The sequence below is a fragment of the Streptomyces montanus genome (genome assembly GCF_005786655.1).
Taxonomy (GTDB): domain Bacteria; phylum Actinomycetota; class Actinomycetes; order Streptomycetales; family Streptomycetaceae; genus Streptomyces; species Streptomyces sporangiiformans.
The window spans coordinates 75,860-89,722 of record NZ_VBZC01000016.1 but is presented as its reverse complement, the minus strand read 5'-3'; the positions used below and the strand labels follow the sequence as shown (position 1 = coordinate 89,722).

At 68.0% G+C, this 13,863-nt stretch carries 11 protein-coding genes; 6 read left to right on the top strand and 5 right to left on the bottom strand.

Annotated elements, in window-relative coordinates:
- Positions 1-58: 58 nt before the first annotated feature.
- Positions 59-439, top strand: coding sequence for a WhiB family transcriptional regulator (locus FE633_RS16690; RefSeq protein WP_138045943.1), 381 nt, complete (start codon positions 59-61; stop codon positions 437-439).
- A 101-nt stretch (positions 440-540) separates the two neighbouring features.
- On the opposite strand, the gene glpX is transcribed toward FE633_RS16690, so the two are convergent.
- Positions 541-1,572, bottom strand: a complete 1,032-nt coding sequence (gene glpX / locus FE633_RS16685) for a class II fructose-bisphosphatase (protein ID WP_138045942.1) — start codon at positions 1,570-1,572, stop codon at positions 541-543.
- A 178-nt stretch (positions 1,573-1,750) separates the two neighbouring features.
- Here glpX and FE633_RS16680 point away from each other — a divergent pair, with 178 nt between their 5' ends.
- A complete protein-coding gene (locus FE633_RS16680) occupies positions 1,751-2,269 on the top strand; it encodes a DUF4245 domain-containing protein (RefSeq protein WP_138045941.1) in 519 nt (172 codons plus the stop codon).
- A 96-nt stretch (positions 2,270-2,365) separates the two neighbouring features.
- On the opposite strand, the gene FE633_RS16675 is transcribed toward FE633_RS16680, so the two are convergent.
- The 3 genes from FE633_RS16675 to xseA all read right to left on the bottom strand — a co-directional run bounded on the left by FE633_RS16675 (position 2,366) and on the right by xseA (position 4,582).
- Positions 2,366-2,956 (bottom strand): malonic semialdehyde reductase, encoded by a 591-nt coding sequence (locus FE633_RS16675; RefSeq protein ID WP_138045940.1) that lies wholly within the window; start codon positions 2,954-2,956, stop codon positions 2,366-2,368.
- A 156-nt stretch (positions 2,957-3,112) separates the two neighbouring features.
- A complete protein-coding gene (locus tag FE633_RS16670; RefSeq protein ID WP_138045939.1) occupies positions 3,113-3,364 on the bottom strand; it encodes an exodeoxyribonuclease VII small subunit in 252 nt (83 codons plus the stop codon).
- A 9-nt stretch (positions 3,365-3,373) separates the two neighbouring features.
- Complete coding sequence (gene xseA / locus FE633_RS16665) at positions 3,374-4,582, bottom strand: exodeoxyribonuclease VII large subunit (RefSeq protein WP_138045938.1); 1,209 nt, start codon at positions 4,580-4,582, stop codon at positions 3,374-3,376.
- Positions 4,583-4,726: 144 nt separating this feature from the next.
- Here xseA and FE633_RS16660 point away from each other — a divergent pair, with 144 nt between their 5' ends.
- Together FE633_RS16660 and ppgK are read left to right on the top strand one after the other, a co-directional pair.
- Positions 4,727-5,731: a 4-hydroxy-3-methylbut-2-enyl diphosphate reductase gene (locus FE633_RS16660; protein WP_138045937.1), complete on the top strand. Its 1,005-nt coding sequence runs from the start codon at positions 4,727-4,729 to the stop codon at positions 5,729-5,731.
- Positions 5,732-5,760: 29 nt separating this feature from the next.
- Positions 5,761-6,507, top strand: a complete 747-nt coding sequence (ppgK, locus tag FE633_RS16655) for a polyphosphate--glucose phosphotransferase (RefSeq protein WP_138045936.1) — start codon at positions 5,761-5,763, stop codon at positions 6,505-6,507.
- Positions 6,508-6,629: 122 nt separating this feature from the next.
- On the opposite strand, the gene FE633_RS16650 is transcribed toward ppgK, so the two are convergent.
- Entirely contained in the window at positions 6,630-7,115 is a 486-nt protein-coding gene (locus tag FE633_RS16650) for a DUF6542 domain-containing protein (protein ID WP_342791179.1), read from the bottom strand.
- Positions 7,116-7,473: 358 nt separating this feature from the next.
- Here FE633_RS16650 and ychF point away from each other — a divergent pair, with 358 nt between their 5' ends.
- Entirely contained in the window at positions 7,474-8,562 is a 1,089-nt protein-coding gene (ychF, locus tag FE633_RS16645; RefSeq protein ID WP_138045934.1) for a redox-regulated ATPase YchF, read from the top strand.
- Positions 8,563-9,855: 1,293 nt separating this feature from the next.
- Positions 9,856-13,812, top strand: a complete 3,957-nt coding sequence (locus FE633_RS16640) for an RHS repeat-associated core domain-containing protein (protein ID WP_138045933.1) — start codon at positions 9,856-9,858, stop codon at positions 13,810-13,812.
- The last annotated feature ends 51 nt before the right edge of the window (positions 13,813-13,863 follow it).

Below are 13,863 nucleotides of genomic sequence, written 5' to 3'. Positions count from 1 at the left end.
CAGCGGGTAGGCCTTGCGCATCGTCGCTCGCTCCCGAAGACGTCGTCAGGAGTAGACCGTGCTGCATCCGCCGCATCAGTCCCTGCAGGTCGCTGCCGTTCCGCCCCAGGGGGTACCGGTGCGTGAGAGGGATCAGGACGCCCCTTGGCACACGGAGGCTGTGTGCCGCCGCGACGAGGCGGGCCTGTTCTTCGCACCTTCCAAGGAGCCGACCGCGGCCCGCCTGTCCCGTGAGGACGCGGCGAAGAGGGTCTGCGCGCGCTGCCCCGTGATGGTCGAATGCCGCGAACACGCGCTGGTGCAACCGGAGCCGTACGGCGTGTGGGGCGGGCTCACCGCCGCCGAGCGCCGTGTGGTCCTGGCCCGTCGGCGCCGCCGCGACCTCGAACTCAAGAAGGCCGCCCGCTCCGCCGCGAGCCCGATAGCCGCCGCCGGATAGCCGGCAGATCAGATGAATGGGGCGCCCCTCCGCACAAGGGGCGCCCCATTCACGTACACGGACAACGCCTGTCTCCGGTCGGCAGCGCCGTGCCTGCTTCCCTACTTCGCGCGGTCGAAGTCGATGGTGCTGTAGGCGCGCAGTTTGCTCAGCCGGTGCTCGGAGTTGATCTGGCGCACCGTACCGGACTTGGAGCGCATGACGATCGAGTCGGTGGTGGCCGTCTCGGCGCGGTAGCGCACCCCGCGCAGCAGCTCGCCGTCCGTGATGCCGGTCGCCACGAAGAAGACGTTCTCGCCGGAGACCAGGTCGTCGGTGAACAGGACGCGGGTGAGGTCGTGGCCCGCGTCGACGGCCCGCTGCCGCTCCTCGTCGTCCTTGGGCCACAACTTGCCCTGGATGGTGCCGCCCAGGCACTTGACCGCACAGGCAGAGATGATGCCTTCCGGCGTACCGCCGATGCCCAGCAGCAGGTCGATTCCGGTTCCCTCGCGCAGGGCGAGGATCGAGCCCGCGACATCGCCGTCGGAGATCAGCTTGATGCGCGCGCCGGTCTCCCGGATCTCCTTGATGATGTCGTCGTGGCGCGGCCGGTCGAGGATGACGACCGTGACGTCCTCGGGCGTGGACCGCTTCGCCTTGGCGACCCGGCGGATGTTCACGGACACGGGCGCGTTGATGTCGACGAAGTCGGCGGCCTCGGGGCCGGTGACCAGCTTGTCCATGTAGAAGACCGCGGACGGGTCGAACATGGTGCCGCGGTCGGCGGCGGCCAGTACGGCGATCGCGTTCGTCATGCCCTTCGCGGTCAGCGTGGTGCCGTCGATCGGGTCGACGGCGATGTCGCACTCGGGGCCGGTCCCGTCGCCGACGCGCTCCCCGTTGAAGAGCATCGGGGCCTCGTCCTTCTCGCCCTCCCCGATGACGACGACGCCGTTCATCGAGACGGTGGAGACGAGGGTCCGCATGGCCCGTACGGCGGCTCCGTCCGCGCCGTTCTTGTCGCCGCGGCCGACCCAGCGGCCCGCGGCCATCGCGGCGGCTTCGGTGACCCGGACGAGCTCCAGGGCGAGGTTGCGGTCGGGGGCCTCGGACGGGACCTCGAGTTCGGACGGCAAGTGATGCTCGGTCATCGGAGTGCACCTTTCTGAATACGAGACAAAACTGCGCCCGCAGGCCCGTCCTCGAAGGGCGGTGGCGGGAGGCGGTGGGCGGCCGGACGAGGGTTCGGGCCGACTCTATCCTCAGTCCGACAAAATGAGCAGGGGGCCCCACGGATGAGCAGACCAGTACACCTGCGACGATGGGGGCGTGGCAGGTACGAAAGGCAAGCAGACGGTCCGGGACATGGTCCTTTCCCTGGGCCTGATCGGCATCGTCGCGGGAGTCATCTACGTCTTCATTCCCCATGACGACTCGGCGCCCCCTCCCAAACGGGTGGACTACCGCGTGGAGCTCCTCACGGCACGGCGCGCGGCCCCCTATCCGGTGGCGGCGCCCGAGGGCCTGCCCAAGACGTGGAAGGCGACGTCGGTGCGGTTCCAGGGCGACGACTTCGATGCCTGGCACCTCGGCTTCCACGACCCCGACGGTGCGTACGTGGCGGTCGAACAGTCCACTCAGAAGCCCGTCACATTCATCGAGGACGCCAGTCAGGGCGCCGAGGACACGGGCGCCACGCAGCGCATCGGTGAGCAGACCTGGAAGCGGTACGAGGGCACGAAGTACGACGCCCTGGTCCTGCAGGAGAAGGGCTCGACCACCGTGGTGGCGGGTACGGCGTCCTTCGCGCAGCTGAGCAAGATGGCTGAGGCCCTGAAGACGTCCTGAGCGGCCCGCACGCACATGCGGGAGGAGGGCCCCGGCGCGCTGCCGGGGCCCTCCTCCCGCATGTGTGACCGGTCGGGCTCGGATGCCCTGTCCGGCTCAGACCGTCGAGATGACCTCGTCGGCCTCGAGGCGCGGGGAGCGCGGGAACCAGGCGTCGTCGGCCGGCTTGCCGATGTTGACCACCATCAGCGGGGTGTGGTCGTCGTCCAGGAACTCCTTCTGGACGCCCGTGAAGTCGAAGCCCGTCATGGGACCGGCGGCCAGGCCGGCGGCGCGGACACCGATGATGAAGTAGGCGGCCTGCAGCGCGGCGTTCAGGGAGGCGGCACCCTCGCGCGCCGGGCGCTCGGCGAAGAACACGTCCTTGGCCTGCGGGAAGTGCGGGAAGAGGTGCGGGAGCTCCTCGTGGAACTCGTTGTCCGCGGAGAGGATCGCGACGAGCGGGGCGGTGGCCGTCTTCGGCTGGTTGCCCTCGGCCATGTGCTGCACCAGGCGCTCACGGGCCTCGGCGGAGCGGACCAGGGTGATGCGCAGCGGGGACTGGTTGAAGGCGGTGGGGCCGTACTTGACCAGGTCGTAGATCGCCTGCACCTGCTCCTCGGTCACCGGCTCGTCGGTGAACGTGTTGGCGGTGCGGGCCTCGCGGAAGAGCAGGTCCTGGGCGGCGGGGTCAAGAACGAGGGACATGGGGAAACCTTCTCCGGGTGGTGCGGTGGGTCCGGCGGCAACGGTGGCCGGCTGCTGATGACGACCGTACGCCCGCATATGTTTAAGGTTCAACCAAAACCGGATGATGGTGTCCCACTTCACAGCTCGTGAGGGCTGGTGAGAGGGAGAGGCCGCCTACGCGGAGGCGTCTCCCTCGCCCTCGCTCGTCGCCGCCTCCGCTTCCTCCTCCTCGGCCAGCGCCGCGTCCAACCGCTTGCGCGCCCCCTCCAGCCAGCGGCGGCACACCTTCGCCAGTTCCTCGCCGCGCTCCCAGAGGGCGAGCGACTCCTCGAGGGTCGTGCCGCCCGCCTCCAGGCGACGTACGACCTCGATCAGCTCGTCCCGCGCCTGCTCGTACCCGAGCGCCTCGTCCACTTTGCTGGTCATGAGCCCACCCTATGCATCCGCTCGAACTGTGAACTCGCCCTCGGCGACCCGCGCCCGCAGCGGCTCGTCCGCGGTGACCTCGTCCGGAGCCCGGACCACGTGGCCGTCGGCCTTCTGCAGGACCGCGTAGCCGCGCCGGAGGGTCGCGGCGGGGGAGAGGGCCACCACACGCGCGTGCGTGTGCGTCAGCTCCGACTCGGCACGGTCGAGGTGGTGGCCCAGGCAACGTCGGCCGCGGTCGAGCATCGAGCCGATCTGCTCCTCGCGCTCCGCGACCATGCGGTGCGGATCCTCTATCGAGGGCCTGGCCAGCGCGTGGGCGAGCCCGCGCTCCTCGCGCTCGATGAAGGACAGGACGCAGCGCCGAGCCCGGTCCCGCAGGAACCGGACCCGCTCGAACTCCTCGCCGACATCCGGCACGACCTTCTTGGCCGCGTCGGTCGGGGTGGAGGCACGCAGGTCGGCCACATAATCCAGCAGCGGGTTGTCCGGCTCATGCCCGATCGCCGACACCACCGGCGTACGACAGGACGCGACCGCCCGTACGAGCTGCTCGTCCGAGAACGGCAGCAGGTCTTCCACGCTGCCGCCGCCGCGCGCCACGATGATCACGTCCACGTCCTCGAACACGTCCAGCTCCTTCACGGCCTGGACGACCTGAGGCACCGCGTGCACCCCCTGCACGGCGACGTTGCGCACCTCGAAGCGGACGGCGGGCCAGCGGTGCCGCGCGTTCTCCAGCACGTCCCGCTCGGCCGCCGAGGCACGTCCGCAGACCAGGCCGATGAGCTGGGGCAGGAAGGGCAGCGCCTTCTTGCGCTCGGGCGCGAACAGGCCCTCGCTCGCCAGCGACTTCTTCAACTGCTCCAGGCGGGCGAGCAGTTCACCGATCCCCACCGGCTTTATCTCGGCGGCCCGCAGCGACAGCTGCCCGCGTGGCGCGTACCACTCCGGCTTCGCGTGGACGACCACACGCGCGCCCTCGCTCACCACGTCGGCCACCGCGTCGAACACCTGCCGGTAGCAGGTGACGCTCACGGAGATGTCGTACGACGGGTCGCGCAGCGTCATGAAGACGACGCCCGCGCCGGGACGCCGCGACAGCTGGGTGATCTGCCCCTCGACCCACACGGCACCGAGCCGGTCGATCCATCCCCCGATGAGCCGCGACACCTCGCCCACGGGCATGGGGGCGTCTGCGGACGTGTTCACAGCCATGCGCCCGAGCGTAACGGCCGGTACCGACAACGCGGACTTCCCCGGCCGGGGCTCCGGCCGGGGCGTCGGCCGGAGCCTGGGGCGGAGCCCCGGAGAGGCGCGGACGGCGGTGGCGATCTTCGGCCGTCCGGGCGCGGCCTTACGATGGTTCGCATGACTGCTTCAACTGGCCGCCGTGTCCTGCTCGCCGCCCCCCGTGGCTATTGCGCGGGTGTGGACCGCGCCGTGATCGCCGTCGAGAAGGCCCTCGAGCAGTACGGGGCCCCGATCTATGTCCGCCACGAGATCGTCCACAACAAATACGTCGTGCAGACCCTGGAAAAGAAGGGCGCGATCTTCGTCGAGCAGACGGCGGAGGTCCCCGAAGGGGCGATCGTCATGTTCTCGGCGCACGGCGTCGCGCCCGTCGTCCATGAAGAGGCCGCCCAGGGCAAGCTCGCCACCATCGACGCGACCTGCCCGCTGGTCACCAAGGTGCACAAGGAAGCCGTCCGGTTCGCCCAGGAGGACTTCGACATCCTCCTGATCGGTCACGAGGGCCACGAGGAGGTCATCGGTACCTCCGGGGAGGCGCCCGACCACATCACGCTCGTCGACGGCCCCAAGGACGTCGAGAACGTCGAGGTCCGCGACCCGTCCAAGGTCGTCTGGCTCTCCCAGACCACCCTGTCCGTGGACGAGACCATGGAGACGGTCGACGCCCTCAAGGAGAAGTTCCCGCAGCTCATCTCCCCGCCCAGCGACGACATCTGCTACGCCACGCAGAACCGTCAGCTCGCGGTGAAGCAGATGGGCGCCGAGGCCGACCTGGTCATCGTGGTCGGCTCGCGCAACTCCTCCAACTCCAAGCGGCTCGTGGAGGTCGCCAAGCTCGCGGGCGCGCGCGACGCGTACCTCGTGGACTTCGCGGACGAGATCGACGAGGCCTGGCTGGAGGGCGTGACGACCGTCGGTGTGACGTCGGGTGCGTCCGTGCCGGAGGTGCTGGTCGAGCAGGTCCTGGACTTCCTCTCCACCCGGGGCTTCGAGGACGTCGAGATCGTCAAGGCCGCTGACGAGTCCATCATCTTCTCGCTTCCCAAGGAGCTGCGTCGCGACCTGCGCGAGGAGGCGGCCGCCCTGGTGGCGGAGCGCACCACCGAGAAGTAACTGTCAGTCGTACGACGTAACGTGGAGCCATGCACATCTTCGGCGTGGACATCGGTGGATCGGGGATCAAGGGCGCCCCTGTGGACCTGGACCGGGGCGACCTGGCGGAAGAGCGTTTCAAGGTGCTCACGCCGCATCCCTCGACACCCGACGCGGTGGCGGACGGCGTGAAGGAGGTCGTCGGCCACTTCGGCTGGACGGGCCCGGTCGGGATCACCTTCCCGGGTGTGGTCACGGGCGGCGCCACCATTCGCACGGCCGCCAATGTGGACAAGGGCTGGGTCGACGTCGACGCGAGCGCCCTGCTCTCCGAGCGGCTCGACGGGCTCCCGGTGACGATCGTGAACGACGCGGACGCGGCGGGCGTGGCCGAGATGCAGTTCGGTGCGGGGCGTGACCGTCAGGGCACGGTCATCGTCCTCACCTTCGGCACGGGCATAGGCAGCGCGCTCTTCATGGACGGCGTCCTCGTGCCGAACACGGAGTTGGGCCATCTCGAACTCGACGGCCGCGACGCCGAGAAGCACGCCTCCACCAAGGCCAAGGACGACCACGAGCTGAGCTGGGAGCACTGGGCCCGGCGCGTCCGGAAGTACCTGGCGCACGTGGAGATGCTCTTCTCACCCGAGCTCTTCATCATCGGGGGCGGCGTCAGCCGCAAGTCGCACAAGTTCCTGCACCTGATCGAGGACATCAAGGCGGAGATCGTGCCGGCCCGGCTGCAGAACAACGCGGGGATCGTGGGGGCGGCGATGAGGGCGGCGAAGGAAGGGTAGCGACGGCTGCCGACCGCCGCGCGTCGCTGTCGTCGTTGTCGCGGCGCGTGGCTGTCGTGGCTCGTCGCCGTGGGAGACGAGCGGAGCCCCGGGGCGTGCGGAGCCCCGGGCCGTGTGGCGACTCAGGCGGTGCGGCGCCTCGGCTGGGCCGGGGACTTCTGCCGGGTCGCAGGCTGTGGGGCGGCCTGCGCGGATTGCGCCGCCTGCGAGGCTGCCTGCGCGGCGGCCCGGCGTTGCGCCGCCCGTCGGCTCATGAGGCGCACCTTGCGAACGGTCACGATGAGGCCGGCGATCAGCGTGCCGCCGTACAGCCAGCCGGCGTGCATCGCGAGCACCGTGACCAGATTCGTCAGCCGCCCCAAGAACCCTCCGTCACTGTCGGCGATGGGCAGCAGACCGATGGCGAACGCGATGGGAATGGCGACGACCGCGGTGACGAGGTCGGCCCGGCGCACCCAGAGCGCGGTCAGCGCGCAGACCGGCAGGAACAGCACGCCGTAGACGATGACGGAGGCCCCGAAGAGCAGCCAGTCGAGACAGGCGAGCGCGAACATCGACGCGGTGCAGAACACCCCGCTGCCCAGTCCGGTGAGCCGGGGGTTCGGCATCCTGCGTACCGCCCGCACCACTCGTGACAGCGGCGACGCGCTCCGGGGCACGTCGGGGCGGGTCTGCCGGGGCGCACGGGCTCCACCCCGCCCGGCCTGTGGCGGAAGGGGCGCGCCGCGTCGCGGCCGGGCCTGAGGGGGGCGCGTTCTGGGTTGCTCCACTGGTCCAACTTAGGTCGGGTTATGTGGGGAATGGCTTCTGAGACACGCCCTTTCACCGACCTTGGTCACGCGTTCACTACGTCGCCGGGGCGGTTGCTCGCACGCCGTAGACTGGTGGATCGGTCCGCAGACGGTGGATCGCACCCGGGTCCCACTCAGCCCCCAGTCCCCAACCTCACGTACGGGAAGTCGCAACGTGTCGCTCACGATCGGAATCGTCGGTCTGCCGAATGTCGGCAAGTCGACCCTGTTCAACGCCCTGACCAAGAACGACGTGCTGGCGGCCAACTACCCGTTCGCCACGATCGAGCCGAACGTGGGTGTGGTCGGCGTCCCCGACACCCGCCTGGCGAAGCTGGCCGAGATCTTCTCCTCGCAGAAGATCCTCCCCGCCACCGTCGACTTCGTCGACATCGCGGGCATCGTGCGCGGTGCGAGCGAGGGCGAGGGCCTGGGCAACAAGTTCCTGGCGAACATCCGTGAGTCCGACGCGATCTGCCAGGTCATCCGTGCCTTCAAGGACGAGAACGTCGTGCACGTCGACGGCAAGATCTCGCCCAAGGACGACATCGAGACGATCAACACCGAGCTGATCCTCGCGGACCTGCAGACCATCGAGAAGGTCCTGCCGCGGCTGCAGAAGGAATCGCGCATCAAGAAGGACATCGCGCCGAAGGTGGCCGCGGTCGAGGCGGCCAAGGAGATCCTGGACGCGGGCCAGACCCTGTTCGCCGCGGGCATCAAGCAGGACTCGGAGCGGGAGGCCCTCCTCCACGACCTGCACCTGCTCACCACCAAGCCGTTCCTCTACGTCTTCAACGTCGACGAGGACGAACTGATCGACGAGGCCTTCAAGGCCGAGCAGCGCGCCCTGGTCGCCCCGGCCGAGGCGATCTTCCTCAACGCCAAGCTGGAGGCGGACCTCGCCGAGCTCGACGAGGAGGAGGCCCTGGAGCTCCTCCAGACCGTCGGCGTCGACGAGCCCGGCCTCGCCACGCTCGCCCGCGTCGGCTTCAACACCCTCGGCCTCCAGACCTACCTCACGGCCGGCCCCAAGGAATCCCGTGCCTGGACCATCAAGAAGGGCGCCACCGCCCCGGAAGCGGCCGGCGTCATCCACACCGACTTCCAAAAGGGCTTCATCAAGGCCGAGGTCATCTCCTTCGCCGACCTGGTCGAAACGGGCTCGGTCACCGAGGCCCGCGCCAAGGGCAAGGCCCGCATGGAGGGGAAGGACTATGTGATGCAGGACGGGGACGTGGTGGAGTTCCGCTTCAACGTGTAGTGCCGTTCCGAGCCCTGTGGTCACGAGTAAAAGAGCAGGTCAGCGGGTGTTTCGTGCGCCTGCTGTACAACATTCCAGCAGAACCTTCCACGGATGTCTTGCGCCACGATGAGCGGGTGTTTAGGCAGGTCAAGGGCCTCGACCTGGTGTCCCCGTGCGCTGTTCGCAACACGGACGCTGGATCCGTGCTGGATGAAAACGATCTTGACAGGGTGATGCGCCGCATGCCGACGCTCGGTCGCCTGGCACCGCGGCGACCGGCCTGTTGAAGTCCCAGTCCGGCGTGGCTGCGGGGTTTGCGGCAGCGCGGCCGCCGGTGATCTCAGGCGTCGGTGAGGTCCAGGGACAGCTGGGATGTTCCCTACGGGGCGGTACGCCGCTGCAGGAGTGGGTGCCGCCCGTTCGGTGGGCTCGAGCTGGGACAACCTGGTGAACGGCAGGGTGAGCGCGTCGTGTTCGTCACCCCAGCCACGTGAAGGATGAATCGATCACAGTGCGGGGAAGCTGGGGCAACACTCGACTCACGCTCGGTTCGTGCGGCCAGGGCTGGCAGATGGAAGACCAGCGCTTCGTCCGGCTTGACGGCCTGGTACCGGATGCCGCTATGGAAGTGCTCCAGCACATCCCTGGCCTGGGCGGTGGCCCCGGTGGTGAGGTCCGTGTGCAGGGTGCGGGCCAGCTCGTACGCCGTGTGCGCGAAGGCGCCGCGCGCGGAGCGTCGGGCCCAGTACGATTCTCCTCAGCCCGACGAGCTGACTGGCAGATAAGAGCGCCCGTTGCGCCGCCGCCCCCCTCTCGCTGGTCACTGCGAGCGTGTTCGTGCCCCGTTGTTGCGCTGTCGGCTTCCGCGGTCGCCGCAGTGCCGGTGCATGTCCTCGCCGTGCCGGTGGCCGCCAGCCGAGGCCGTAGAACTCCTCGCGGCCTTCGTCCCGGGACATCGAGGAGGCGGCCCAATCGGCAGCAGACAAGGTGTTCGTGACTCTGGACAGGACGCTCATGTCCTTCGATTGCATCGCCGCCGACCGGCCGCACTAAGTCCGGCAGCCCGCGTCATATGAGCAGTCGTGGCACCATGCGCCGAGTGATGTGCTTGGGCGTTAGCTTTCCCGCAGCGCATCGAGGGCTGGTACCCGGCAACTCGGCCCCCACGGTCCTGCTTTCCGGTGCGGTCCAGAAGCTTCGGCGTGATCAACGCATCCGCCCTGCGCCCCTTCACGTCGGAAACCTGTTCCTAGTAAATTCGCTGCTGCGTACGGTTGTTGCCGACGAGGCTGGCGTAACGGGGGCTGCGTGATGGCGGGTTACCGGCCGACGGACTGGCATGTCCTGGACTTGGAGAAGGATCCGACGCCGGGGGATCCGGACCGGGTGCGGTCTTTGGCGAAGAGCCTGCATGACTTCGCCGACGACGTCCAAGACGCCCTCCGTCTCGTGAAGGGGATGGCGGAGGAGGAGGCCGTCCTGACGTGGGTGGGCAAGACCGCCGAGGTCTTCCAGGACGAGTTCTCCGGCGTTCCGAAGAACCTGAAGAAGCTCAAGAAGTCCTACGACCTGGCCGGTGACGCTTTGGCGGCGTACTGGCCGAAGCTGGAGCGCGCCCAGGCCCTCGCGGACAAGGCGCTGGCCAAGGGCCGTGAGGCGCAGGCCGATCTGTCCTCCGCCAAGTCCCGCCTGACCACGGCCGATTCATGGGTGACCCGAGCGACCAAGGAGGCGGACAAGTACAAGGAGGACAAGAAGGCGGACAAGGACGTCCCGAAGCCGGACGAGGACAAGGTCCGCGCCGCAACGAGGGATGCGCAGAACGCGGAGTCCGCGCAGACCTCCGCGCAGTCGGATGTCACCTCCGCGCAGAACGCCCTGGACGCGGCAAAGAAGATGGCCGCCGACGCCCGCCAGATGCGCGAGGACGCCGCCGGCGAGGCGAAACGCAAACTCGACGAAGCCTCCGACGCGGGTATTCAGAACCGTAAGTGGTACGAGGAGGTCGGGGACTGGGTCTCCGACAACTGGGACACCATCGTCGCGGTCTGCAAGGTTGTCGTCGCCGTCCTCGGGATCATCGCGATGATTATCGGTGGCCCGATCCTGGGCGCCATCGTCCTCATCGCCGCGCTTGTCGTCCTCGCCGACACCCTCAACAAATACGCCAAGGGGCAGGCTTCGCTGTGGGATGTGGCCTTCGCCGCACTCGACTGCATACCCGGCGGTAAAGGCCTCACCACCCTTGGCGGCCTCGCCAGAGGTATGAAAGGCCTGAAGGGGCTCAAGGGTCTGAAGAACATGGCCAATGGTGTCCGAGGACTGGCGAAGTCAGGCCGCCGTATGCTGGCGGATGGCGCAAAGGGTGCGCACAGTAGGATGAAGAGCCTGGTCAAGGGGTGCGGTGACCCAGTCGATCCAGCCACTGGGCACATGTATCTGGAAGAGACTGACATCGCCTTGCCGGGTACTCTGCCGCTCACGTTCACGCGCCGAGTCTCCTCGGGTTACCGTGCAGGATCGTGGTTTGGCCCGACGTGGTCGTCCACCATCGATCAGCGCCTCGAAATCGACGAGTGCGGAATCGTGTTCGTCGCTGAGGACGGCATGCTGCTCGCCTACTCGCACCCCGAGGGGCCGGACGCCCTGGTGTTCCCGGAGTCCGGTCCGCGCTGGCCACTCAGCCGTCTGGATGACGGCGGCTATCGCATCACCGACCCGATCACCGGTCAAAGTCGCCAATTCGCCGCACCTGCCCAGGGGTTGGCGCGGCTGGAGCGAATATCCGACCGCAACCACAACACCATCGCCTTCGAATACGACACCGACGGCGCACCGAGCGCGCTTCGTCATTCATGCGGATACCACCTTGCTCTGACCGTCGAGGACGGCTTCGTCACCGCTCTACGCCTGATCACTGTCGGTGAAGGCGAATCAAACGTCACGATTAAGCGATTCGGCTACAGCGGCGGAAACCTCACCTCAGCCACCAACTCCTCCGGCTTGCCCACGCAGTTCACCTACGATGAACAGCTGCGCATCACTTCGTGGGAGGACACGAACCTCACCCGTTACGAGTACGCCTACGACGAGCAGGGTCGATGCATCGCCCAGGGCGGTGAGGCCGGACACCTGGCCAACACCTTCACCTACGACCTGGTCGACCCCGCCTGGCCGGACTGTCACGTCACGGAAGTCACTACGGCCGAGGGCGCCACTTCTCGCCTCGTCGTCGATGACCGCTGCCTGATCGTCGCCGAGATCGATCCCTTGGGCGCCACTGTCACCACCGCCTACGACGCCTACCAGAACGTCATCTCCACGACGGACCAGCTCGGACACACCCTGCGGATCGTCAACAATGAACTCGGGCAGCCGATCGAGGTGACCGACCCGGCCAACGCCGTAACGCGCCTTGTCTACAACGATCTACATCTCGCCGCCGACATCCACCTGCCGGACGGCACCCATTGGCAATACGCCTACGACGAGCGCGGCAATCTCACGGCCGTCACCGGTCCAACCGGAACCACCTCCCGCAGCACTTACACCCCAGCGGGCCATCCCAGCACGGTCACTGATGTGCTGGGCCACATCACGACAGTGCGCCTGAAGCGGAACCGCTCAGGCCGGCTGCTGTCCGAGACCGTCGACGGCCGCACCCTCGTCCACGCCTACGACGAGGCGGGCCGGCGTACCGGCCGTACCACCCCCACCGGGGCTACCAGTACATGGGCCTACGACGCGGCAGGCCGCACTGCCCGGCTCACCGCCTCCGGCCGCGTCATCGACTTCGACCGCGACGCATCGGGCCGCGAAGTGAGCCGCCGCATCGGAGCCCATGTCACTCTGGCCCAGGCCTTCGACGAGGTGGGCCGCCTCGCCACCCAAGCGGTCACCGCTGACGACGGTCAGTCCATCCAACACCGCGCCTACACCTACCGCGCCGACGGCAACCTGACCGGAATCGACGACCAGCTCTCTGGCACCCGCCGCTTCGATCTGGACCGGGTGGGCCGCGTCACCGCGGTTCATTCCGTGGATTGGGCCGAGACCTACACCTACGACGCTGCGGGCAACCAAACCCATTCCAACTGGCCCCACACCCATCCCGGCCATGACGCCACCGGCTCCCGCACCTACACGGGCACCCGCATCACCCATGCCGGAAGAGTTCGCTACGAACACGACGAACTCGGCCGTATCACGATGCGCCAGAAGACCCGCCTGTCCCGCAAACCCGACACCTGGCGCTACGAGTGGGACGCCGAAGACCGCCTCACCGCTGTCGTCACTCCAGACGGTACGCGGTGGCACTACACCTACGACCCTCTCGGCCGCCGCACCGCCAAGCAACGCCTCGCCCACGACGGCGAAACAGTCATAGAAAAGACCATCTTCACCTGGGACGGCACCACCCTCTGTGAACAGACAACCACAGCCCAGGAGCTGCCCCACCCGGTCACCCTCACGTGGGACCACCATGGCGCGACCCCCGTCACACAGACCGAACGGGTAATCGCCGCTGAAGCATCCCAGGACGCGATCGACTCACGCTTCTTCGCCATCGTCACCGACCTCATCGGCACCCCCACCGAACTCATCGACGAGTCCGGCGAGATCGCGTGGCGCGCCCGGAGCACCCTCTGGGGCACAACGGCCCGGGCAGCCCGAAGCACCACATACACACCCCTGCGCTTCCCCGGCCAGTATCACGACCCCGAATCCGGCCTCCACTACAACTACTTCCGCCACTACGACCCGGAAACGGCGCGCTTCACCAGCCCCGACCCTCTTGGGCTCGCCGCTGCACCCAACCCGGTCGCGTACGTCCTCAACCCCTACACCTGGAGCGACCCGCTTGGGCTCACGCCCTGCCGGGTCTTCGCCGTGGACAGCGCGGGAGTCGCCCAAGAACTGCCGGTCGCGCACTTCGACGAGCACAGTTTCCCCGGAGTGAACGACAATCTGTCGGAAGCGCTGGCCAGGGGCGAGAGCCCTATCGTTGAACGACAGACCGGCCGCCGGAATATCCGGCGGAATCGGCGTCATGCCCAGCGAGGGCTGGATCGTCCCGGCCCGGAGATGACATGGGAGGAGTTTCCGTTCGCTTCCTCACGCCAAGGCGGCCACGGAGCAGTAACGACCCTTATCGAAAGGGCCGAGAACGACAGGCAGGGTGGCTTTTTGAGCTCCTTCTACAGTCGACACGGGATCCAGAACGGCGATTCCTTCTACGTCGCTCCAGAGGGCTGGTTCAGGCGCTAGCCTGAACCAGCCCCGCCCCGGCCGCTTCCCCCCCCTCAAAAATAGCTTCGA